This is a genomic window from Micromonospora sp. NPDC020750 (genome assembly GCF_044334565.1).
Classification (GTDB): Bacteria; Actinomycetota; Actinomycetes; order Mycobacteriales; family Micromonosporaceae; genus Micromonospora.
Genome location: NZ_JBIRTH010000002.1, coordinates 871931 through 893611 on the forward strand (window position 1 = coordinate 871931; position 21681 = coordinate 893611).

Here is a 21681-nt window from a genome sequence, read left to right on the forward strand (position 1 = left end):
CCGCGGGGGGCGCGACTAGACTTTCGACAATCCGCCGCCGCAGCAAGGAGACAGCGTGGCAAAGCAGCTTCACGTCGAGCTCGTAGCCGTCGAGGAGAAGGTCTGGTCCGGCGAGGCCGAGATGGTAGTCGCCCGGACGACCGAGGGTGAGCTGGGTGTGCTGCCGGGGCACGCGCCCCTGCTGGGCCAGCTCGCCGAGCCCGGCCAGGTCCGGATCAAGCTGGCCAGCGGCGAGCAGGTCTCGTACGAGGTGGCCGGTGGCTTCCTCTCCGTGAGCAGCGAGGGTGTCACCGTTCTCGCCGAGAGCGCCACCCCGGTCTCCGCCTCGCAGAGCCGCTGAGCCGACCCCTCGATGGAGATCGTGGAGGGGATCGGGATCGGCTTCGCCGCCGTGATCGCCGCTCTGCTGATCCTCTTCGTCCGACGGGCGCTGGTCACCCGCACCGGCGGGATCATCCGGCTCAGCGTCCGGGTCTCCACGATGCTCGACGGCCGGGGCTGGTCGCCCGGTTTCGGCCGGTTCGCGGGTGATGAACTCCGGTGGTACCGGATGTTCTCCTTCGCCCTGCGCCCCAAGCTGGCGCTGTCCCGCAAGACCCTGGTGGTGGAGCGCCGGCGGCTGCCCGAGGGGCAGGAGCGCCTCTCCATGCCCGCCGACTGGGTGATCCTGCGGTGCACCAGTCAGCACGCCCCGGTGGAGATCGCCATGGCCCGGTCCACCGTCACCGGCTTCCTCTCCTGGATCGAGGCCGCCGCACCAGGGGCGGCCTCGCCCCGCCTGGCGTCCCAGGACTGGCCCGCCGCCTGACCCCCGCCCCACCCCTGCCCCCGACCCCCGCGATCTTGCACTTAGGGCCCGGACGCAACGGACAAAGGGCGCGCTATCGGGGCCCTAACTGCAAGATCGCCTGGAACCCTGGAACCCGGGGACCCTGGGGCGCTGTGCGGCGTGGAAGGCCAGGTGGTTCAGGCCCGGGGCGAGCCGGTCGTGGTTTCGCCCGGACAGCGCGGGGGACTCCTCCAGCACGAGGTACGTCGGCCGGGCCGCCAGGACCGGGCCGCCGGCCACTCCCGGAACGGCGTCCGACCCAGCTCGCCCAGCAAGTCAGCCCCAGCCGTGCACCGCGCCGGCCAGGTCGGGCACCCGGACCTCGACGTGGTGCAGGGCCCCGACCGGGGCACGGCCGGTGTCGACGCTCAGCGCTTACCGCCCGGGACCCACAGCACGTCTCCTGCCGGATTTGCCGCTCTTGACAGGATAAAGAGCAGATCGGAGAGCCGGTTGAGATACTTTGCCGGGAGGATGCTGGTCCGGTCGGGGTCCTGTGCGACCAGCGCCCATGCCGCACGCTCGGCCCGCCGGGCGATCGTCCGTGCCACGTGCAGCAGCGCCGCTCCTGCGGTGCCGCCGGGGAGGATGAAGGAGTCGAGCTTGCTCAGGCGTGCGTTGTACTCGTCGCACCATCCCTCGAGACGGTCCACGTACTCCTCGGTGACCCGCAGCGGCGGGTACTCCGGGTCCGGCTCCACGGGGGTGGACAGGTCGGCGCCGACGTCGAACATGTCGTTCTGGATCGACCCCAGCACCGCCCGCAGCGCGTCGTCGAGTTGCCCCAGCGCGATCGCGACGCCGATCGCGGCGTTGCACTCGTCGACGTCCGCGTACGCGGCGATCCGCGGATCGGTCTTCGGCACCTGCTCGTTGTTGCTCAGCCTGGTCATGCCGGCATCGCCGGCCCTGGTGTAGATGCGCGTGAGGTGGACGGCCATGACGCACAGCCTACGGATACCCGACCTGACCATCCCCGCTCGGCCGACCCCGACCCGGCCGGCCGGGGTCGGCCCCGGTGACGCCGGTGACCCGGCGGTCAACGACGTCGACGTCATCCGGGTCTCCGGAAACGCCCGGCTCGCCGGGACGGTGCACGTCGTCGGGGCGAAGAACTCGGCCCTCAAGCTGATGGCCGCCGCGCTGCTGGCCCCCGGGCGCAGCGTCATCACGAACGTCCCCCGGATCACCGACATCGCCATCATGGGCGAGGTGCTGCGCCGGCTGGGGTGCGGCGTACGGTTCGACGCGGACGACCCCGTCGACCCGATGGTCGCCCGGGGCGGGGTGGCCCGGTCCCGGTCGGTCACCATCGACGTGCCGGACCGGCCCGGCGCGGAGGCCGACTACGACCTGGTCCGCCGGCTGCGCGCGTCGATCTGCGTGCTCGGTCCGCTGCTGGCCCGCCGGGGGTACGTCCGGGTGGCCCACCCCGGCGGGGACGCCATCGGCTCCCGGGGGCTGGACATGCACATCGCCGGGCTGACCCGGATGGGCGCGGACATCTCCGGCGAGCACGGCTTCGTCATCGCCGCCGCCCCGGACGGCCTGCACGGCGCGGACATCGTGCTCGACTTCCCCAGCGTCGGGGCCACCGAGAATCTGGTGATGGCCGCCGTGCTGGCCCGGGGCACGACGGTGATCGACAACGCGGCCCGGGAACCGGAGATCGTGGACATCTGCTCGATGCTGATCCGGATGGGTGCCCGGATCGAGGGGGAGGGCACCTCCACCCTGCACATCGATGGGGTGCCGGAGCTGCGGCCGGTTCGGCACGCCACCGTGGGCGACCGGATCGTCGCCGGGACCTGGGCGTTCGCCGCCGCGATGACCCGGGGGGACGTCACCGTGACGGGGATCGACCCGGGCTTCCTGGAGGTCGCGCTGGACAAGCTGATCTGCGCCGGCGGCCTGGTGGAGACCCGCGGCGACGCCTTCCGGATACGGGTCGACGAGCGCCCCCGGGCGGTGGACGTGGTCACCCTGCCCTACCCGGGCTTCGCCACCGACCTGCTGCCGATGGCGATCGGGCTCGCCGCGGTCAGCGACGGCGCGTCCCTGATCACCGAGAACATCTTCGACGGCCGGTTCATGTTCGCCAACGAGATGATGCGGCTCGGCGCGGACATCAAGACCGACGGCCACCACGCCGTGGTCCGCGGCCGGGACCGGCTCTCCGGGGCCCCCGTCCGGGCCACCGACATCCGGGCCGGCGCTGGGCTGATCATCGCCGGGCTCTGCGCCGACGGGGTCACCGAGGTCTCCCACGTGCACCACGTCGACCGCGGCTACCCGGACTTCGTCGCCGACCTGCGGGCGTTGGGCGTGGAGATCGAGCGCGGCAGCGTGCCGGAAGAGCCGGCGCTGGAGATCTGACCGCGGCAGATCTGACGGCGGCGCGGTCCCGGCCGCCGCTGCTCGCCTGCCGTTCGGCGGTCGGGTGCCGTTCGCGGTCGGGCGCCGTTCGCGGTCGGGTGCCGTTCGGCGGTCGGGTGCCGTTCGGCGGTCGGGTGCCGGCTGGCTTAGCCATCGTTCAGGGTCGCCGATAGGGTGCAGGCAGACACTCAATCAGGCGAGGGAGAAGCAGATGGCGGGTCGACTCGCGGTCGTCGGGGCCGGGCTGATGGGCTCGGGCATCGCCCAGGTGGCGGCGCAGGCGGGCTGGCAGGTGACGCTGCGGGACCTGGACGACGCGGCCACCGGGCGCGGGCTGGCCGGCATCCGGAAGTCGCTGGAGAAGTTCGCCGAGAAGGGCAAGATCGAGGCTGTCGAGGTCGAGGCGACGCTGGGCCGGATCACCCCGACCACCGACCTGGAGGCGGTCGCCGACGCGGACATCGTCGTGGAGGCGGTGTTCGAGCGGCTGGAGATCAAGCACGAGGTCTTCCGGGCGCTCGACAAGATCTGCAAGGCCGACGCGGTGCTCGCCACCAACACCTCGGCCATCCCGGTCACCCAGATCGCCGCCGTGACCGAGCGCCCGGAGGCGGTCGTCGGCACGCACTTCTTCTCCCCGGTGCCGATGATGAAGCTCTGCGAGCTGGTGCGCGGGTACAAGACCAGCGACGAGACCCTGGCCACCGTGAAGGCGTTCGCCGAGGAGATCGGCAAGACCGTCGTCGTGGTGAACCGGGACATCGCCGGTTTCGTCACCACCCGGCTGATCGCCGCCCTGGTCGTCGAGGCGGTCAAGCTGGTCGAGTCCGGCGTGGTGTCGGCCGAGGACCTGGACACGGCCTGCAAGCTCGGCTTCGGCCACGCGATGGGCCCGCTGGCCACCACCGACCTGACCGGCGTGGACGTGCTGCTGCACGCCTCGAAGAACATCTACACCGACACCGCCGACGAGAAGTTCTTCCCGCCGGAGCTGCTCCAGCGCATGGTCACCGCCGGCGACCTGGGCCGCAAGACCGGCAAGGGCTTCTACACGTACTGACGCCGCACCGACCCCTGATCCGTTCCCGCTCGGGGCCGGGTCAGGGGCGTGGCGGCGTGAGGCCGGCGGCCAGGAACGAGAAGGCCGCCGGGACGACCGTGCCCCAGTAGACGAAGTTGTGCCGGCCGTCGGCGTACTCGGCCAGGGCCGGCGGCTCGGGCAGGGCGCGGGCCAGGGCCCGCACGTCGCGCAGCAGGCCGTCCTGCCGGCCGCACCAGAGCCCGACCGGCGTGCCGCGCAGCCGCGCCACGTCGGTGAACACCGCGTCCCCGGGGCGTACGGCGGGGGAGAACGCGGCCACCGCGCGCAGCCAGCCGGGGAAGGTCTCGGCGAGCAGCAGCGATCCGAAGCCGCCCATCGACCAGCCCCAGGCGGCGACGCGGCTGGTGTCGAAGCCGCGCTCGGCGCACCAGGCCGGCAACTCCTCGCGCACCATCCGCTGCGGGTCGTCGGCTCCGGAGCGCCGCCAGGAGAGCCGGCCGCCGGTCGCCCCGGCGAGCACGAACGGCGGAGCGCCCCGGCGCACCGCATCCGTGAGGAACCGGGCGAGCCCGAAGCGCGCGTAGTCGCGCGGGGTGGACGATGCGCCGTGCAGCACCAGGCAGACCGGCAGCCCTCGCCCGTCGCCGTGCCCGGCCGGCACGGCCGTCCAGAAGTCGACGGCACGACCCCGGGCCGCCGACTGCCGTCGGATCAGCCGCTCGTCGCCGGCGGGGGCGTCGGGCAGCGCCGGTGCCGGCCCCGGTCGCGGGCGGGTCAGCTGCCGCGCCGTCGCGCCGCCGGCCACGGCCAGCGCCGCTGTGGCGGCCCCGGCCAGGAGCAGCCGTCGCCGCGTCAGTCCCGCCACCACCGGCACAGTCTGCCAGCCCCGTCCTCGGCCCGCCGCCCCACCGAACGCAGAATCACCCCGCGTACGTGGGAGCAGTCTGCGAGGCTCCGACGGGTGCGGGGAACCCTCAGCCGTCGCGCTTGGTGGTCCAGCGGAAGGTGGTGAGGCAGAGCACGAGGCCGATCACGCACCACAGGGCGAGGACGATGGCGACCCGGCCCAGCTCGAAGGACCCGGCCGGCTCCTGGGCGCCGAAGCTCTCCGGCAGGAAGACCGCCCGCAGCCCCTGGCACATCCACTTCAGCGGGAAGAGGGCCGCCACCTGCTGCATCCAGCTCGGCAGGTTGGTGAAGACGAAGAAGACCCCGGAGGTGAACTGGAGCACCAGGGCGATGGGGGTGACCACGGCCGAGCCGCTGCGCGCCGTGCGGGCCAGCGAGGAGATCGCGATGCCGCACAGGGTGCACGCGGTGACCCCGAGGAGGGAGACCCAGCCGAAGGTGAACCACTTGCCGGCCGTGCCGGGCAGATCCAGGTCGAACACGGCGACCGAGACGGCGAGCAGCAGGGCGGTCTCGGCGACGCTGATCGCCACCACCATGAGCACCTTGCCGGCGAACCACACCCACTTCGGCATCGGGGTGCCCCGGTAGCGCTTGAGCACCCCCCGGTCCCGCTCGATCGGGATCCAGATGCCGAGGTTCTGGAAGCTCCCCGTCATCAGGCCGGTGGCGATCATGCCGGTGATGAAGTACTGCGTGTAGCTGACACCGGGGGCGATCTCGTCGCTGAAGATGGCCGCGAAGATCAGGATCATGATGATCGGGAAGCCCATCGTGAACACGACGGACTCCCGGCTGCGCATGAACTGGGTGATCTCCAGCCGGCCCTGGCGCAGGGCGAGCGCGCCCGCCCCGAGCCGGCGGGCCGGTGCGGCGGGGTCGACCGGGGCCGCCGGCCTGGTGGTGGTGGTCATCAGTGTCCGATCATCTTCAGGTAGACGTCTTCCAGGGTCGGCCGGGTCACCGTCAGCCCGGGGACCTCGCCGCCGAAGCGCGTGGCCAGCTCCGCCACCAGGTGCGTCGGCGTCGCGCTCTCCGCGGTCTCCACGACCCCCTCGGGGGTACGCCAGGAGACCGTCGCCAGGGACTCCTGCCGGTTGCCGAGGCGGTTCGGCGGGGCCACCTCGACCAGCCGGCCGGCGGCGATCACCCCGACCCGGTCGGCCAGCGCCTCGGCCTCGTCCAGATAGTGGGTGGTGAGCACGATGGTGGTGCCGGCGGCGGTCAGGTCCCGGATCAGCTCCCAGAACTCGCGCCGGGCCTCCGGGTCGAAGCCGGTGGTCGGCTCGTCCAGGAACAGCAGCTCGGGGCGGCCGATGATGCCGAGCGCGACGTCGAGGCGGCGCTTCTGCCCGCCGGAGAGGGTGTGCGTGCGGGCCTTCGCCTTGGCCCCCAGGCCGACCCGCTCGATGACCTTCGCCGGGTCGTCGGCGTCGGGGTAGAAGCCGGAGAAGTGCGAGACCAACTCGCCGACGGTCAGTTCGTCGAACTCGCCGGTTCCCTGGAGCACGATGCCCACCCGGGACCGCCAGTCGCGGGCGGGGTGTCGTGGGGTGCGCGAGGAGCGAGCTTGCGAGCCCCGCAGTCGCGACCCGAAGGCGAGCCCGGGGTCGCTGCCCAGCACGGAGACCTCGCCGGCGTCGCGCTGCCGGTAGCCCTCCAGGATCTCCACCGTGGTGGTCTTGCCCGCGCCGTTCGGCCCGAGCAGGGCGAACACCTCGCCGCGGTGGACCGCGAGATCCACGCCCGCCACCGCGACGTTGTCGCCGTACGCCTTGCGCAGCCCCCGGACGGAGATTGCGAGCTCGTCATCCATGCCGTCAAGTGTGCGTCGTGCGGGCCGGTCGGCGGTGCCCGGGGTGCCGGCCGTCCCGCACGTTCCGGTGCTGTTCGGTCCGCCGCGTCCCATAGACCTGTGCGGTTTTTCACCAACCCGAGTGACTTAACGGTAACTTAGACTCCCGCCATGGACGAGAAGGCTCCCCCCGGCCGGCTTCCCGAGCGCGAGCGTCCGTGGGTGATGCGCACCTACGCCGGGCACTCCTCGGCCACCGCGAGCAACGCGCTCTTCCGCCGCAACCTGGCGAAGGGGCAGACCGGCCTGTCGATCGCCTTCGACCTGCCCACCCAGACCGGGTACGACCCGGACCACGAGCTGGCCGCCGGCGAGGTCGGCCGGGTCGGCGTGCCGGTGGCCCACCTCGGCGACATGCGGGCCCTCTTCGACGGCATCCCGCTCGCCGAGATGAACACGTCCATGACCATCAACGCGCCGGCGATGTGGCTGCTCGCCCTCTACGGTGCCGTCGGCGCGGAGCAGGGCGCCGAACTGGCCCGCTGCGCGGGGACCACGCAGAACGACATCATCAAGGAGTACCTGTCCCGGGGGACGTACATCTTCCCGCCGGCCGCGTCGCTGCGGCTGACCGCCGACGTCATCGCGTACACGCTGCGGGAGATGCCCCGGTGGAACCCGGTGAACATCTGCTCGTACCACCTCCAGGAGGCCGGCGCGACGCCGGTGCAGGAGGTCGGCTTCGCCCTGGCCACCGCCGTCGCCGTGCTCGACGCGGTGCGCGACGCCGGCCAGGTGCCGGCCGAGCGGATGGGGGACGTGGTCGCCCGGATCTCGTTCTTCGTCAACTCCGGAGTGCGCTTCGTCGAGGAGATCGCCAAGATGCGCGCGTTCGGCGCGCTCTGGGACGAGATCACCCGCGAGCGGTACGGCGTCACCGACCCGAAGCAGCGCCGGTTCCGGTACGGCGTGCAGGTCAACTCGCTCGGCCTGACCGAGGCCCAGCCGGAGAACAACATCCAGCGGATCGTGCTGGAGATGCTCGGCGTCACCCTGTCCCGGGACGCCCGCGCCCGCGCGGTGCAGCTCCCGGCCTGGAACGAGGCGCTCGGCCTGCCCCGGCCGTGGGACCAGCAGTGGTCGCTGCGCATGCAGCAGGTCCTCGCGTACGAGTCGGACCTGCTTGAATACCCGGACCTGTTCGCCGGCTCGCACGTGATGACCGCGCTGGTCGACGGGATCGTCACCGGGGCCCGGGCCGAGCTGGACAAGGTGCTGGGGATGGGCGGCGTGGTGGCGGCCGTCGAGACCGGGTACCTCAAGAGCGCGCTGGTCGGCTCGCTGGCCGAACGCCGCCGCAGACTGGAGGTCGGCACCGACGTGGTGGTCGGCGTCAACCGGTTCACCGAGACCGAGTCGTCGCCGCTGACCGCGTCCGGTGCCGAGGCGATCGAGCAGGTCGACCCGGCGGTCGAGGCGGCGGCCGTGGCCTCCGTACGCGAGTGGCGGTCCGGCCGGGACGGCGCGGCGGTCGACGCGGCGCTCGACCGGCTGCGCGCGGACGCCGTGACCACCGCGAACCTGATGCCGGCGACCCTGGCGTGCGTGCGGGCCGGGGTGACCACCGGCGAGTGGGCCGGCGCGCTGCGCCAGGTCTTCGGCGAGTACCGGGCACCGACGGGGCTGGCCGGCGCGCCGACCGGAGTGAGCGGCGACAGCGGCCTGGCCGCCGTCCGGGAGCGGGTCGCCACCACCGCCCGCGAGCTGGGCGCTGGCCGGCTGCGGCTGCTGGTCGGCAAGCCCGGCCTGGACGGGCACTCCAACGGCGCCGAGCAGATCGCGGTACGTGCCCGCGATGCCGGCTTCGAGGTGATCTACCAGGGCATTCGGCTGACCGCCGGGCAGATCGTCGCCGCCGCCGTGGAGGAGGACGTCGACCTGGTCGGCCTGTCCGTGCTCTCCGGCTCGCACCTGGACGCCGTGCCGGCGGTGCTGAACGGCCTACGGGCCGCCGGCCGGGGCGACCTGCCGGTCGTGGTCGGCGGCATCATCCCGACCGGCGACGCCGAGGCGCTGCGCGCCGCCGGGGTGGCCCGGGTGTTCACGCCGAAGGACTTCGCGCTCACCGGCATCATCGACGACCTCGTCACCGTCGTCCGCGCCGCCAACGGCCTGTGAGAAGGGTCCCCGGTACGGGTGTCAGCGGCCGTCGTACGTCATGCAGTCGGCCATGTCGTTGTCGGGGCCGACCCTGATCGCCGGAGCGTGGCACTCCAGCTGGGAGTTGTGCCGGCAGTCCGACCGCTGACACGCGCCCACCTGGGCGATCAGCGTCTCGATGCCACCGCGGACCGGCATCTCGACGAAGGTGTGGCAGTGGGCGTGGTCCGCGCTGCCGATCGTGATGGCGAACGCGTGGCAGTCGCCGGTGCTGTTGTAGGCGCAGGCCGCGACCACGCACTCCTGGACGCGGGGCATCTCCATCGCCGTAGTCATGACGACCTCCTCTGGTTCTTGTCGACTCCTCTCCGACATTAGGCTTTTGTCGTATTTGATGTTGATGATTGGTCAGCCCGGACCCGGCCGTGGTCAACCGGCGGGGCCAGGTGGCGTCGCCGCCAGCACCTCGGAGAGCGGAGCCGGGGTGAGACCCCGGTCGGCCAGCCCGGCCAGGATGCGCGGCAGCGCCTCGTCCGTCATCGGGGCGTTCGCCTCGGTGACGTGCAGCACCACGACGGAGCCGGGGCGTACCCGGGACAGCACCGCGTCGACGATCGGCCGCCAGGACCGCGCGAACGGGTCGCCGCTGACCACGTCACCGTCCACCACCGTGACGCCCAACGGTGCCAGCTCGGTCAGGGCCGTGCGATCGTGGCAGAGCCCGGGGAAGCGGAAGTACCGGGTCTGCCGCCCGCCGTACGGGGCGATCACGTCGAAGGTCCGGGCCACGTCGGCCGCCATCCGCTGCCGGGGGATCGTCGGCAGTTGATAGCAGTCCGCGGTGAAGGCGAGATGGCCGTACGTGTGATTGGCCAGCTCGAACCGCGGGTTGGCGGCCAGGCGACGGGTGACATCGGGGTACTCCTCGACCCACTTGCCGGTCAGGAAGAAGGTGGCCGGCACCCCTTCCCGCTCCAGCAGGTCGATGATCGCCAGGTTCGCGTACGACCGGACCGCGCCGCTGCGGAGTTGGTACCGCATCGCGTCGGTCATGTCCGCGTCGAAGGTGAGCGCCACCTTGTCGCCGGTGCGCGGTCCGTGGTCCACCACCGGCGGCCGTCGTCCGACCCGGCTCGCACCCGGCACCGTCGCCGTCCCCGGGTCCGGCCGGCCGCTCGGCGGCACGGGTGGCGGTGCCGACGGTCCGGTCGGCTTCGTCGACCCCCCTGCCGGGGCGGTACGTGGACTGCCGGAGGCGGTTGCCGCCCCCGAGGGCGCTGGCGCCCCGAAGATGGCGGCGTGACCCGTTTCGCGTAACGGGGTAGGTGCGGCCAGCAGGGCGGCAACGCCGGTCAGGGCAGCGAGCGTCGCCACCAGGGGAACGCGGGATTTCTTCACGGACACCGCCAGATGATCCCAACGAACACCCCCACCTGCTGACCCGCGGTGATCGGGAGGTTTGTGTCAGGGGCTCCCCGAACCGGACACAACCCCCGGGAGGTCGCCGCTAGGCCGCCCCGTACACCTGGCGGTCGGGCGGCGGCCTGAACGAATCCCCCCGGTCGGGGACGACCTGCCCTTCGGTCCCTATGGAGCTGCCCCGTCCACGCTCCCACTCCCATCGACAGCACAAACGGGGCAGCTCCATAGGGGCCAACGCAGCGCAGTGCCGACCCGGCAAAGGCCGAGGCCGACCCGGCAGGGGCCGATGGTGTCGGGGGCGCGCACATCCCGTGGGGCCTGCAAGCCGGAGACCCTCACGACGTTGCCGGGGACCTGTGGGCTGGGCCCGGGTGGGGTGGGGTGTTTGGGGTGTTTGGGGGGTTTGGGGGTGTGACCGGGGGCATCCGGTCGGCGGAACATGGGCCGGCCCGGGGTCGTTACACATGGCAGACGGTCGTTACACATGGCAGACGATCGAGTAGCGCACCCCGCTGCTGAGCCACCCGAACCCCCGTGACCCCGTCGGGGAATGCGGGTGGGCCGCCGGTCGTTACACATGGTCCCGCCGCCATCAGCACCCCCCGGGTGCGGTGAGCTGTCGGACGACTTCCCCCCCTCTTGATCTGTTGGGCGCCTCGACGTGGTGCCCACACCCCCGCCCCTCCCCGGGGCGGCGTGTGTCGACCCCCGATTGGAGACACCCCCATGAACACGATCATGCGTAAGAGCGTTCTCGGTATCGCCGGTCTCGCCTTCGCCGGCGGCGTGTTCGCCGGCCCCGCCACCGCCCACGCCACCCCCACCACCGAAACCACCCCGACCACCGCCGTCGCCGTGCAGGCCGACAAGCCGGTTGTCGACAAGGGCAAGCTGATCCCGCACGGCGTGCAGGGCGACCAGTCCCGCATCGACCTCGACGACGAACAGACCGCCAACGTGAAGGCGATCATCGCCGCCACGAAGAAGGCCGACATGGACGAGCGGGCCGCCGTGATCTCCATCGGCACGTCCCTGCAGGAGTCGAAGCTGGAGAACCTGGGTCACCTCGGCGACCGCAACGACCACGACTCGCAGGGCCTGTTCCAACAGCGCCCCACCTCCGGCTGGGGCACCCCCGAGCAGATCACCGACCCCGAATACTCCACCCTCGCGTTCCTCAAGGGCCTCAAGCAGGTCGACGGATGGCAGGACATGCCCCTGACCGAGGCCGCCCAGACCGTCCAGGTGTCCGCGTACCCCGACGCGTACGCGCAGTGGGAGCAGCAGGCCGCCGACCTCGTCGCCGAGCACTGGAACAGCTGACCCCGGCACCACCGCACAGCCAACCGGCCGGGCCCCGACAAGGGGGCCCGGCCAGTGGCGTCTGCGGGAACGAAGTCCAGGGCTCGTGAGGTGGGTGGGTGATCAGACGCGGAAGCCGGCGGCGCGGGCGGCCTGGCGCTCGCGGCGGCGGCCCTTGCGACGGCGAAGGAACCAGAAGAGGAAGAGGACGAAGCCGACCAGGAAGGCCAGCACCAGCACCGGCAGGATGATCGCGACCAGGGACATCACGATGCTGGTGGCGTCCTCGGCGGTGCTCGCGACCGGGGCGCCCACACCGGCGGTGGTCGCGTTGATCACCGGGCGGGCGGCGGACTTGAGCAGGTGTACGCCGAGGGCGATGAGCACGCCGGTCACCACCGGCACCCACTGGCTGGACGAGAAGAAATTGCCGGGGTCGCTGACCGTGACCGTCTCGGAGCTGGAACCGGCACCGAAGGCCAGCCCGCCCGCGGTCGGCCGCACCACTGTCTGGACGACGTCGTTGACGTGGTCGACGACCGGCACCTTGTCGGCGACGACCTCGACGGTGAGCAGCACCGCGAGGATCACCATGACCCAGCCGTTGCCGAGCCACTGCCAGCCGCTGGGAAGGTCGATCAGGTCGGTGTAGCGGGCCAGCAATCCCATGGTGAGCAGGGGTATGTAGGCGTTCAGGCCTGCCGATGCGGCGAGCCCGGTACCAGTGAGCACTTCGAACACCGTCTCAGCATGGCACCGCCACGCCAGTGCCGCTCGACGGCAGAGGTCGGGGCCTCCGCTACCCTCGTCGGGTGCGGCTGGTGATTGCGAAGTGCTCGGTGGACTATGTCGGACGGCTCTCGGCTCACCTGCCGCTGGCCACTCGCTTGTTGATGGTGAAGGCGGACGGGTCGGTGTCGATCCACGCCGACGACCGTGCGTACAAGCCGTTGAACTGGATGAGCCCGCCCTGTCGGCTGGAGGAGGCCCCCGGCGTGTGGCGGGTGGTGAACAAGGCCGGCGAGGAGCTGCGGATCACCCTGGAGGAGATCTTCCAGGACACCTCGTACGAGCTGGGCGTCGACCCGGGCCTGCGCAAGGACGGCGTCGAGGCGCACCTGCAGGAACTGCTGGCGGCCAACCCGACCGCCCTGGGCGAGGGGTTCACCCTGGTCCGCCGGGAGTACATGACGGCGATCGGGCCGGTGGACCTGCTCTGCCGGGACGCGGCGCAGGGCGCGGTCGCCGTCGAGGTGAAGCGGCGCGGCGAGATCGACGGGGTGGAGCAGCTCACCCGCTATCTCGAACTGATGAACCGCGATCCGCTGCTCGCCCCGGTCAGCGGCGTCTTCGTCGCCCAGGAGATCAAGCCGCAGGCCCGGGTGCTGGCGACGGACCGGGGCATCCGCTGCGTGGTGGTCAACTACGACAAGCTGCGCGGTATCGAGCGCGACGAGCTGACCCTGTTCTGATCGCCCCCGACCGGCCGCCGGCCCGCCCCGGTCAGCCACCGAGCGCGCGGCTGGCGCGGCGGGCCAGCGGCGCGAGCCGGTCAGCGGCCGGGCGGGTCAGCGGCGGCGACCGTACATCAGCTTGGTGACCTTGATCAGGCGGGCGACGTCGGCCGGGGTGCGCTCGAAGGTCATCGCCGGCAGCAGCGACCGGGCCCGGCGGCGGGTGACCGCCTTGGCCCGGCCGAACTCGCGCAGCCCGTCCTCGCCGTGGATCCGGCCGAAGCCGGAGTCGCCGACCCCGCCGAACGGCAGGGTGGACATCCCGGCGAAGGTCAGGGTGGAGTTCACCGCGGCCATCCCGGAGCGTAGCCGCCGGGCGATGGCCACCGCCCGCCGCCGGCCGAAGACCGAACCCCCCAGGCCGTACGGGAGGGCGTTGGCGCGGGCTACCGCCTCGTCGGCGTCGCGGACCCGGTTGATGGTCAGCGTCGGGCCGAAGGTCTCCTCGCGGACGGCGGCGGAGTCCTCCGGCACCTGCACCAGCACGGTCGGGTGCACGTACGGCGGCCGTACCGCGTCCGCGCCGCCGAGCACGGCCTGACCGCCCCGGGCCAGCGCGTCGTCGATGTGCCGGCGGATCACGTCGAGCTGGGCGGGCATGGTGATCGGGCCGATGTCGGCCCCCTCGGCGCCGACGGTCAGCCGGCCGGCCCTCTCCACCACCTTGCCGACGAAGGCGTCGAAGACGGGCTCCACCGCGTACACCCGCTCGATGCCGATGCAGGTCTGGCCGGCGTTGGTGAGTGCGCCCCAGACGCACGCCTCGGCTGCGGCGTCCAGGTCGGCGTCGCTGTCGACGATCATGGCGTCCTTGCCGCCGGCCTCCAGCAGCACCGGGGTCAGCGACTCGGCGCAGGCCGCCATCACCTTCCTGGCGGTGGCCGTCGAGCCGGTGAAGGCCAGCTTGTCGACCCCGGAACGGCACAGCGCCGCCCCGACGTCGCCGAGGCCGTGCACCACGGTGAACACCGGATGCTCCGGCACCACTTCGGCGAAGGCGTCGGCCAGCCACTGGCCGACCGCCGGGGTGTACTCGCTGGGCTTGAGGACGACGGCGTTGCCGGCGGCGAGCGCGTACGCCGTGGAGCCGATCGGCGTGAAGACCGGGTAGTTCCACGGGCCGATCACCCCGACCACCCCGTACGGCACGTATTCCAGGTGGGCGGAGAACTCGGCGAGGATGAGCCGGGAGCGCTTCCGGCGCGGCCCGAGCACCCGGCCGGCGTTGCGGGCGGCCCAGTCGATGTGCTCGATCGCGGTGAGCACCTCGACGATGGCGTCGGGGACGGGCTTGCCGCCCTCGGCGTGCACCAGCTCGGACAGCTCCTCGATCCGCCGGGCCAGCACGCCGCGCCAGCGCAGCAGCCGCTCCCGGCGGCCGGTGAAGCCGAGCCCGGCCCACCAGGCCGCCGCCTCCCGGGCCCGGTCCACCGCCGCCGCGACGTCGGCCGCTGCCGCGACCGTCAGCCGACCCACCTCCGCGCCGGTGGCGGGGCTGGTCGACACCAGCCGACCGTCCTCGATGACCGGGGCACCCGGGACACGCACAGCCGTCATGGCGGAAGTCTAGACCCGGAAGCTACCCGCTGGTAGGTCCCCGGTGGCCCGGAGAACCAGGTGCTGAAGCGCCGGGTGCCGGAGCGCCGGGTGCTGAAGAGGCGGGTGCCGGAGCGCCGGGTGCCGCCGGCCCGGGAGGCCGGCGTCGCGCCACCCGGGAGCCACCCCCGGACGGCCCGGGGGCCGGTGGCGTCGACGGCGCCGAAACCCGACTGGCGGGACGGTCCGGATGGCTCTGGCGGGAGCCGAACCGGCTAACCGGAGATGACCGCGTGGGGTCGTGGAGGTGACCGGCCGGTGGTGGGGACGGCTACCACGTGATGGCACGCTGACGCCGGGACACCGGTGGCTGGAGGCTGACCGTCCATGGAGGATCTTCCGGAACTGATGCCGCTGCTGACCGTGGCGGGCGGGCCGATGCGTGGGGCGAGCTTCCGGCTCCGCACGGAGCCGCAGGTGATCGGCCGCGCGTCGACGGTGGACATCGCCGTCGACGATCCGCACCTGAGCCGTCGGCACGCCAGTGTGCGGTTGACCGTCGGCGGGGTCACGCTGGTGGACCTGGGATCCACCAACGGAACCTGGCTCAACGACCGGCGGATCGACGGGCCGGAGCAGCTCTCCGACGGGGACGTGATCCGGCTGGGCCGCACCGAGCTGCGCTTCTTCGACCCGGGCCTGGCCCGGACCGACCCCGTCGGGCTGCGGCTGAGCCCGGTTCTCCGCAGCCGCGACCGCCGCCCCACCCTCCCGCTGCCGCTCGCCGCCCCGCCCGCCGTCCGCACCTGAGGCCGCCGACCTCGACGGCGCCGGCCCGCGCCCACCTCGTGAAATACCCCACCGTGACTCGACAACTGAACGTCACGTGGCAGACTCGCGCGCATAACCCTAGTGACCGTTCAGCGGTCTCGTGGAGCACTGGGAGGCCGGTCGTGGCGCGCGAGTTCACCAGCGTGGGTGTCGTGGGGCTGGGCACCATGGGCGCGGGGATCGTCGAGGTCTTCGCGCGCAACGGCATCGACGTGGTCGCGGTCGAGATCTCCGACGGTGCCCTGGAGCGCGGCCGGGCCAACCTCACCGGATCGACCGACCGGGCGGTCGCCCGGGGCAAGCTCGCCGAGGGCGACCGGGACGCCCTGCTCTCCCGGGTGGACTTCCGGGTCGGCCTGGACGCGCTGCACTCGGTGGACCTGGTGATCGAGGCGGTCCCCGAGCACCTCGACCTCAAGCAGCGGCTCTTCGCCGAGCTGGACCGGATCTGCCGGCCCGAGACGATCCTGGCCACCAACACCTCCTCGCTGTCGGTCACCGAGATCTCGGTCGCCACCGGGCGGCCCAACCAGGTCATCGGCATCCACTTCTTCAACCCCGCCCCGGTCATGAAGCTGGTCGAGGTGGTCCGCACGGTGGTCACCTCCGCCGAGGTGGTCGCCGACGTGGAGGCCCTCTGCGCCCGGCTCGGCAAGGTCGACGTCACCATCAACGACCGGGCCGGCTTCATCGCCAACGCGCTGCTGTTCGGCTACCTCAACCACGCCGTGGCGATGTACGAGTCGCACTACGCCACCCGCGAGGACATCGACGCCGCCATGAAGCTCGGCTGCGGCCTGCCGATGGGCCCCCTCGCCCTGATGGACCTGATCGGCCTCGACACCGCCTACGAGATCCTGGACACCATGTACCGGCGGGGCGGGCGGGACCGCCGGCACGCGCCGGTGCCGCTGCTCAAGCAGATGGTCACCGCCGGGCTGCTCGGCCGGAAGTCCGGCCGGGGCTTCTACACCTACGAGCGGCCGGGCTCGCCGAAGGTCGTACCGGACGAGCGGACCCCGGCGGCGACGGGGCCGGCGCTGGCCGACGGCGCGCGGGCCATCGCGAAGGTCGGGGTGGTCGGCTCCGGGACGATGGCCACCGGGATCATCGAGGTCTTCGCGAAGGCCGGCTACGAGGTCGTCTCGGTGACCCGGGGCGCGGAGAAGTCCGCGAAGGTCTGCGAGGCGGTCAAGACCTCGCTGAACAAGGGCGTCGTGCGGGGCAAACTCAGCGAGCCCGACCGGGACGCCGCCCTCGGCCGGGTCACCTGGTCGGCGACCCTGGACCACCTCGCCGACGTCGACCTCGTCGTCGAGGCCGTGATCGAGGAGTTGAGCGTCAAGAAGGCCCTGTTCGCCAGCCTCGACGAGATCTGCAAGCCGGGTGTCGTGCTCGCCACGACCACCTCCTCGCTGCCGGTGATCGACGTCGCGATGGCCACCCACCGGCCGGCCGACGTGGTGGGGCTGCACTTCTTCAACCCGGCGCCGGTCATGCCCCTGGTGGAGATCGTGCGGACCATCCGCACCTCCGAGGAGACCACCGCCACGGCCCGCGCGGTCTGCGCGGCGCTGGGCAAGACCGGCGTGGTCTGCGCCGACCGGTCCGGCTTCGTCGTCAACGCGCTGCTCTTCCCGTACCTGAACGACGCCGTGCGGATGCTGGAGGCCAGCTACTCCACCGCCGACGACATCGACCACGCGATGAAGCTCGGCTGCGGCTACCCGATGGGCCCGTTCGAGCTGCTCGACGTGGTCGGCCTCGACGTCTCGCTGGCCATCCAGCGCGAGCTGTACCTGGAACTGCGCGAGCCCGGATTCGCCCCGGCCCCGCTGCTGGAGCACCTGGTCACCGCCGGCTACCTGGGCCGCAAGAGCGGGCGCGGATTCCGCGACCACACCCGCCGCTGAGCGGGTAAACGCCGGGAGCCGCCGGCCGCGTCTTGAGGGATGTGACCTTCGAGGAGTACGTCGCCAGCCGCGGCCCGGCGCTGCTTCGGCTGGCCCGGTTGCTTACCGGGGACGAGCACCGGGCCGAGGACCTGACCCAGGACGTGCTGGCGCGCGCGTACGTACACTGGCGGCGGATCACCCGCGCCGACCGGCCCGACGTGTACGTGCGCCGGATGCTCGTCAACGCCAACCATTCGTGGTGGCGGCGCCGGTCCAGCCGGGAACTCGCCACGTCGACCTTCGCCGAGCAGCCCCAGCGGGGTGACCTGGGTGGGGAGGCGGCCGACCGGGACGCGATGTGGCGGCTGATCGCCGCGCTTCCGAACCGGCAACGGGCCGTGCTGGTGCTGCGCTACTACGAGGATCTCGACGACGCCACGATCGCGCAGATCCTGGGTTGCTCGCCGGTCACCGTCCGCACCCACGCGATGCGGGCGCTCATCCATCTTCGGGAGCGCTGCGGCGTCCCGACGACGAACGGGAGCCGGCCGTGACCGACCTCGACCAACGGATCATCAGCGCCCTGCGGGAGCGCGCCGAGAGCAGTGTGGACACCGATCGGCTGGCGGCCGGCGCGGTGACCCGGGGACGCGGCCGGGTCCGTCGTCGCCGGGCCGTCGCCGGCACGGCGCTCGGTGTAACGGCACTGCTCGGCGTCGGCGTCGTCACCGGCCCGATCGGCCTGCCCCTGCCGGGCCAGCCGGCCACCTCGACGGCCTCCGCCGGGGCGGCCGCGGGGGCGGTGGCACCGCCCCCGGCTGACGGTGTGCCGGGCGCGGCGGCCCGGCCCGACCAGATCGGCACCGACCCGGCCGTGCTGCACTTCGGCGTCGCCCCGGATGGCCCCCGGTACCTGTCCTGGGCGATCGAAGACGGGGTGGAGAAAATCCGGCTCGGCGTCGGCGGAGACCGGACGGTGACTGTGGTAATCGCTCGGTCCGCCGGAACGGTGCTGATGACGCCCGTCGACGGGCTGCCGGGGCCGGTGGCGGTGAGGGTGAGGCCTGGGGCCTTCGCCGGGGCGGTCACCCACGACAAGACCGTCTCCGGCAAGTCGGTCTGGCGCCGGCACTGGCAGCCGGCCCCCGGGGTGTACGCCCGGGCCACCGCCCAGAACCACCAGGACCTCCTCGACGTGGCCGCCGCGCTGCGGCTGGACCGGGCCTACCGATGCGCCGCTCCGGTGCGGCTGGCCGCCCTGCCCGAGGGTGCCCGGGTCGTCGGCTGCGAGGTGAACTTGGCGAACTTCCCGGCCACGTTCACGGCGTCCCTGGTGCTCGCCGGGGGGCAGGGGGGCCGGATGCGTGTCGAACTGGGCTACGACAACGACAGCGCCGGCACCCGCACAAAGGGCAACCGGACGATCGGGGACCGACCCGCCTACCTGTCTCCCCAGGGGGATCAGCTGGAGCTGCTCGGGTTGCCGAAGGGGCACCTCGTCGCCTCGTTCGGCGGGTCGTACCGGGGGTTCACGGAGGCCGACGCGGCGAAGGTGCTCGGCGGGGCGCGGGTCGCCGAGGATCTCACCCGGCCCGAGACCTGGTGACCACCGCCGGGCCGCCCCGGGACGGGGCGGCCCGGCGTTCGGCTCGTACGCTTGGTGACTGTGAGCCCCCGTCGCAACCGCCCCCGCCGGGACGAGCACGTCCAGCTGAACGCCGACCAGGCCCGCCACGGCGTGCCCACCGTGCAGCAGTGGCGCGACGGCGACTGGCAGGTGCGCGGAATCAGCGGCGGGGCGTCCGCCAAGACGTACCGCTGCCCGGGTTGCGACCAGGAGATCCGCCCGGGGGTGGCGCACCTGGTGGCCTGGCCGGCGGACGACCGGGGCGACTTGACCGACCGCAGGCACTGGCACAGCGGCTGCTGGCGGGCGCGGGACCGGCGCGGCCCGGGGGTCCAGCGCGGCCGGGGCGCCCCCCGGTACGGCTGAGCGATCTGGATCACCCCGTTTCCGCCCCGCCGGGCGCCGACGGCGGCGACGCGGGAGACTGGGACGGTGAGCACACCGATCCGCGCGTCGTCGATCCTGCCCGGGCACCGCGAGGACATCGAGCTGCACACCGCAGACGGTCTGCGGCTCGTCGGCGAGCTGGCCCGGCCGGTGGACCGGGAGCCGGTCGGCACGCTGGTCTGCCTGCACCCGCTACCCACCCACGGCGGGATGATGGACAGCCACGTGTTCCGTAAGGCGGCCTGGCGGCTGCCGGCGCTGGCCGACCTGGCCGTGCTCCGGTTCAACACCCGGGGAACCAGCAGCCTGCGCGGCACCAGCGAGGGCGCGTTCGACAACGCGGCCGGCGAGCGCTTCGACGTGGCCGCCGCCATCGAGTACGCCGAGTTCGCCGAGCTGCCGAACATCTGGCTGGTCGGCTGGTCGTTCGGCACCGACCTGGCGCTGAAGTACGGCTGCGACCCTGCGGTGGCCGGGGCGATCCTGCTCTCCCCGCCGCTGCGCTTCTCCGCCCCCGGCGACCTCACCCACTGGGCCGAGAGCGGCAAGCCGCTGACCGCCCTGGTGCCCGAGTTCGACGACTACCTGCGCCCCGACGAGGCCCGCGAGCGCTTCGCGGCGGTGCCGCAGGCCGAGCTGGTCGGGGTGCCCGGCGCGAAGCACCTGTGGGTCGGCGACGCCGAGACCGTGCTCGACGAGATCGTCCGCCGGGTCAACCCGGCCGCCCCGCTGCCCCTGCCGCGCACCTGGGACGGCCCGATCCAGACCGGCGACGTCAGCGCGTACGCCGACCGGACGGTCGCGTCCTTCGCCGACACCCCGGTCCCCGGCCCGCGCGCGGACTGACCCGGCCGCGCCGGAGCCGGGCGGCCTGCCGGCGCCCCGGGATGCCCGGTGTTCAGGGCGTCCGTCAGCGGGCGTCCTGGCGGGGGAGGACCACCTCGCGCAGGATCAACTGGAGGGCGGCCACCAGCGGGATCGCGACCAGCGCGCCGACCACGCCCAGCAGGGACACCCCGAGCAGCGCCCCGAGCAGGGCGGCGACCTCGTTGACCTCCACCGATCGGCGCATGATCTTAGGGTAGATCAGGTAGTTCTCCACCTGCTGGTACAGCACGAAGAACACGACGCAGGCGATCCCGACGGGCAGGCTGGTGGCGAAGCCGACCAGGCTCACCACCACCGCACCCAGCGTCGCGCCGATCTGCGGGATCAGGTCGGTCACCGCGATCACCACCGCCAGCGCGAACGGGTACGGGAGCCCGACGATCAGCGCGAACACGAAGGTGGTCACGCCGGCCAGCACGGCGATGCTCAGCGCGCCGACCATGTACGCGCCAACCTTGGCGAGGATCTCGTCGCCGATCAGCTGTACCCGACGGCGACGCGAGCGGGGCACCAGCGAGTACCCGACGCGGCGCAGCCGGTCGAACCAGGCGAGGAAGTAGATCGTCAGCACCAGCACGGTGAGCGCCCGGAAGAGGGTGCCGGCGATCAGCTGCGCGCCGCCGAGCACCCCGCCCAGCGCGCGGCCGATGGTGTTGGCGTTCGCCGCCGCCTGGACCTTCTCCATCACGTCGAACCGCACGACGAAGTCGTTCACGGCCTCGTTGCGGCGCAGCTCCTCCACGTAGCTGGGGAGCTGCTCGATGAACTGACCGGACTGGGTGACCACGGGCGGCACCAGCGCCACCAGGCCGCCGACGATCAGCAGCAGCACGGTCAGCCCCACCGTCGCCACCGCCAGGCCGTTCGGCAGCCCCCACGAGCGCAGCCGGACGACCGCCGGGTTGAGCCCCACGGCCAGGAACAGGGCGATGACCACCAGCACGAGGATGCCGGCCGAGTTGCGCACGCCGAGGAACACGGCGTACGCCAGTAGCACGCCGAGCGCACCGGTGAAGCCGACCAGGAAGCTGTTGCGACGCAACGGGCGCCCCGGCGGCCCGAACCGGCCGGAGCCGGTGGCGACCCCGCCGGGCAGCTCGAAGTCACTCGCGTCGGCGTCACTCGCGTCAACGTCGTCGGTCGGGGCGTCGCCCGCCGGCTCCCGGCC

22 protein-coding genes are annotated in these 21681 nt (G+C 72.6%); 13 read left to right on the plus strand and 9 right to left on the minus strand.

All coding sequences use genetic code 11. The features are described 5' to 3' along the window. Window positions 1-55: 55 nt before the first annotated feature. Window positions 56-340: a F0F1 ATP synthase subunit epsilon gene (locus ACH4T9_RS09265; protein ID WP_396670063.1), complete on the plus strand. Its 285-nt coding sequence runs from the start codon at window positions 56-58 to the stop codon at window positions 338-340. A gap of 12 nt (window positions 341-352) precedes the next feature. Beyond that, window positions 353-808: a DUF2550 domain-containing protein gene (locus ACH4T9_RS09270; protein WP_396670062.1), complete on the plus strand. Its 456-nt coding sequence runs from the start codon at window positions 353-355 to the stop codon at window positions 806-808. Window positions 809-1197: 389 nt separating this feature from the next. Here ACH4T9_RS09270 and ACH4T9_RS09275 read toward each other — a convergent pair whose 3' ends face one another. After that, window positions 1198-1770 carry a cob(I)yrinic acid a,c-diamide adenosyltransferase gene (locus tag ACH4T9_RS09275; RefSeq protein WP_396670061.1) on the minus strand — a complete coding sequence of 191 codons (573 nt, stop codon included), beginning with the start codon at window positions 1768-1770 and terminating at the stop codon, window positions 1198-1200. Between ACH4T9_RS09275 and murA the strand changes: the two genes are divergently transcribed. Together murA and ACH4T9_RS09285 are read left to right on the plus strand one after the other, a co-directional pair. Then, window positions 1769-3205: a UDP-N-acetylglucosamine 1-carboxyvinyltransferase gene (gene murA, locus ACH4T9_RS09280; RefSeq protein ID WP_396670060.1), complete on the plus strand. Its 1437-nt coding sequence runs from the start codon at window positions 1769-1771 to the stop codon at window positions 3203-3205. The two genes, ACH4T9_RS09275 and murA, sit on opposite strands and share 2 nt — an antisense overlap. Window positions 3206-3416: 211 nt before the next feature. Further along, entirely contained in the window at window positions 3417-4265 is an 849-nt protein-coding gene (locus ACH4T9_RS09285) for a 3-hydroxyacyl-CoA dehydrogenase family protein (protein ID WP_396670059.1), read from the plus strand. Window positions 4266-4305: 40 nt separating this feature from the next. Here ACH4T9_RS09285 and ACH4T9_RS09290 read toward each other — a convergent pair whose 3' ends face one another. The 3 genes from ACH4T9_RS09290 to ACH4T9_RS09300 form a co-directional block, all read right to left on the minus strand. Then, window positions 4306-5115, minus strand: coding sequence for an alpha/beta hydrolase (locus ACH4T9_RS09290; protein ID WP_396670058.1), 810 nt, complete (start codon window positions 5113-5115; stop codon window positions 4306-4308). A 106-nt stretch (window positions 5116-5221) separates the two neighbouring features. Continuing rightward, window positions 5222-6070, minus strand: a complete 849-nt coding sequence (locus tag ACH4T9_RS09295) for an ABC transporter permease (RefSeq protein ID WP_396670057.1) — start codon at window positions 6068-6070, stop codon at window positions 5222-5224. Continuing rightward, a complete protein-coding gene (locus ACH4T9_RS09300) occupies window positions 6070-6972 on the minus strand; it encodes an ABC transporter ATP-binding protein (RefSeq protein ID WP_396670056.1) in 903 nt (300 codons plus the stop codon). Before ACH4T9_RS09300 ends, ACH4T9_RS09295 begins: the two co-directional genes overlap by 1 nt. 150 nt (window positions 6973-7122) lie before the next feature. On the opposite strand from ACH4T9_RS09300, the gene ACH4T9_RS09305 reads away from it, so the two are divergent. Further along, complete coding sequence (locus ACH4T9_RS09305) at window positions 7123-9129, plus strand: protein meaA (protein ID WP_396670055.1); 2007 nt, start codon at window positions 7123-7125, stop codon at window positions 9127-9129. 21 nt (window positions 9130-9150) lie between these two features. Here the strand turns inward: ACH4T9_RS09305 and ACH4T9_RS09310 are convergent, their stop codons facing one another. Both ACH4T9_RS09310 and ACH4T9_RS09315 read right to left on the minus strand, forming a co-directional pair. Next, window positions 9151-9447: a DUF1540 domain-containing protein gene (locus ACH4T9_RS09310; RefSeq protein WP_350884464.1), complete on the minus strand. Its 297-nt coding sequence runs from the start codon at window positions 9445-9447 to the stop codon at window positions 9151-9153. A gap of 93 nt (window positions 9448-9540) precedes the next feature. Next, on the minus strand, window positions 9541-10221 hold the full coding sequence (locus ACH4T9_RS09315; RefSeq protein ID WP_396670054.1) for a polysaccharide deacetylase family protein: 681 nt from the start codon (window positions 10219-10221) through the stop codon (window positions 9541-9543). A gap of 1038 nt (window positions 10222-11259) precedes the next feature. Here ACH4T9_RS09315 and ACH4T9_RS09320 point away from each other — a divergent pair. Beyond that, the gene (locus ACH4T9_RS09320; RefSeq protein WP_396670053.1) at window positions 11260-11856 is read left to right on the plus strand and encodes a hypothetical protein; all 597 of its coding nucleotides are present in this window, start codon (window positions 11260-11262) and stop codon (window positions 11854-11856) included. A gap of 102 nt (window positions 11857-11958) precedes the next feature. Here ACH4T9_RS09320 and ACH4T9_RS09325 read toward each other — a convergent pair whose 3' ends face one another. After that, window positions 11959-12576: a DUF4126 domain-containing protein gene (locus tag ACH4T9_RS09325; RefSeq protein WP_396670052.1), complete on the minus strand. Its 618-nt coding sequence runs from the start codon at window positions 12574-12576 to the stop codon at window positions 11959-11961. A gap of 71 nt (window positions 12577-12647) precedes the next feature. Here ACH4T9_RS09325 and nucS point away from each other — a divergent pair, with 71 nt between their 5' ends. Next, complete coding sequence (gene nucS, locus ACH4T9_RS09330) at window positions 12648-13307, plus strand: endonuclease NucS (protein WP_350884471.1); 660 nt, start codon at window positions 12648-12650, stop codon at window positions 13305-13307. Between the two features lie 96 nt (window positions 13308-13403). Here the strand turns inward: nucS and ACH4T9_RS09335 are convergent, their stop codons facing one another. Next, window positions 13404-14906 carry an aldehyde dehydrogenase family protein gene (locus tag ACH4T9_RS09335; RefSeq protein WP_396670051.1) on the minus strand — a complete coding sequence of 501 codons (1503 nt, stop codon included), beginning with the start codon at window positions 14904-14906 and terminating at the stop codon, window positions 13404-13406. Between the two features lie 366 nt (window positions 14907-15272). Here ACH4T9_RS09335 and ACH4T9_RS09340 point away from each other — a divergent pair, with 366 nt between their 5' ends. The 6 genes from ACH4T9_RS09340 (at window position 15273) to ACH4T9_RS09365 (ending at window position 20471) form a co-directional block, all read left to right on the plus strand. Beyond that, window positions 15273-15695 (plus strand): FHA domain-containing protein, encoded by a 423-nt coding sequence (locus tag ACH4T9_RS09340; protein WP_396670050.1) that lies wholly within the window; start codon window positions 15273-15275, stop codon window positions 15693-15695. Window positions 15696-15838: 143 nt separating this feature from the next. After that, window positions 15839-17629: a 3-hydroxyacyl-CoA dehydrogenase family protein gene (locus ACH4T9_RS09345; RefSeq protein WP_396670049.1), complete on the plus strand. Its 1791-nt coding sequence runs from the start codon at window positions 15839-15841 to the stop codon at window positions 17627-17629. Between the two features lie 41 nt (window positions 17630-17670). Continuing rightward, window positions 17671-18165 (plus strand): SigE family RNA polymerase sigma factor, encoded by a 495-nt coding sequence (locus tag ACH4T9_RS09350; RefSeq protein WP_396670726.1) that lies wholly within the window; start codon window positions 17671-17673, stop codon window positions 18163-18165. Then, a complete protein-coding gene (locus ACH4T9_RS09355; RefSeq protein ID WP_396670048.1) occupies window positions 18162-19217 on the plus strand; it encodes a hypothetical protein in 1056 nt (351 codons plus the stop codon). Before ACH4T9_RS09350 ends, ACH4T9_RS09355 begins: the two co-directional genes overlap by 4 nt. A 105-nt stretch (window positions 19218-19322) precedes the next feature. Next, complete coding sequence (locus ACH4T9_RS09360) at window positions 19323-19604, plus strand: hypothetical protein (protein ID WP_396670725.1); 282 nt, start codon at window positions 19323-19325, stop codon at window positions 19602-19604. Between the two features lie 66 nt (window positions 19605-19670). Further along, entirely contained in the window at window positions 19671-20471 is an 801-nt protein-coding gene (locus ACH4T9_RS09365; protein ID WP_396670047.1) for an alpha/beta hydrolase, read from the plus strand. Between the two features lie 64 nt (window positions 20472-20535). Here the strand turns inward: ACH4T9_RS09365 and ACH4T9_RS09370 are convergent, their stop codons facing one another. Then, a complete protein-coding gene (locus tag ACH4T9_RS09370; RefSeq protein ID WP_396670724.1) occupies window positions 20536-21609 on the minus strand; it encodes an AI-2E family transporter in 1074 nt (357 codons plus the stop codon). Between the last annotated feature and the right edge of the window lie 72 nt (window positions 21610-21681).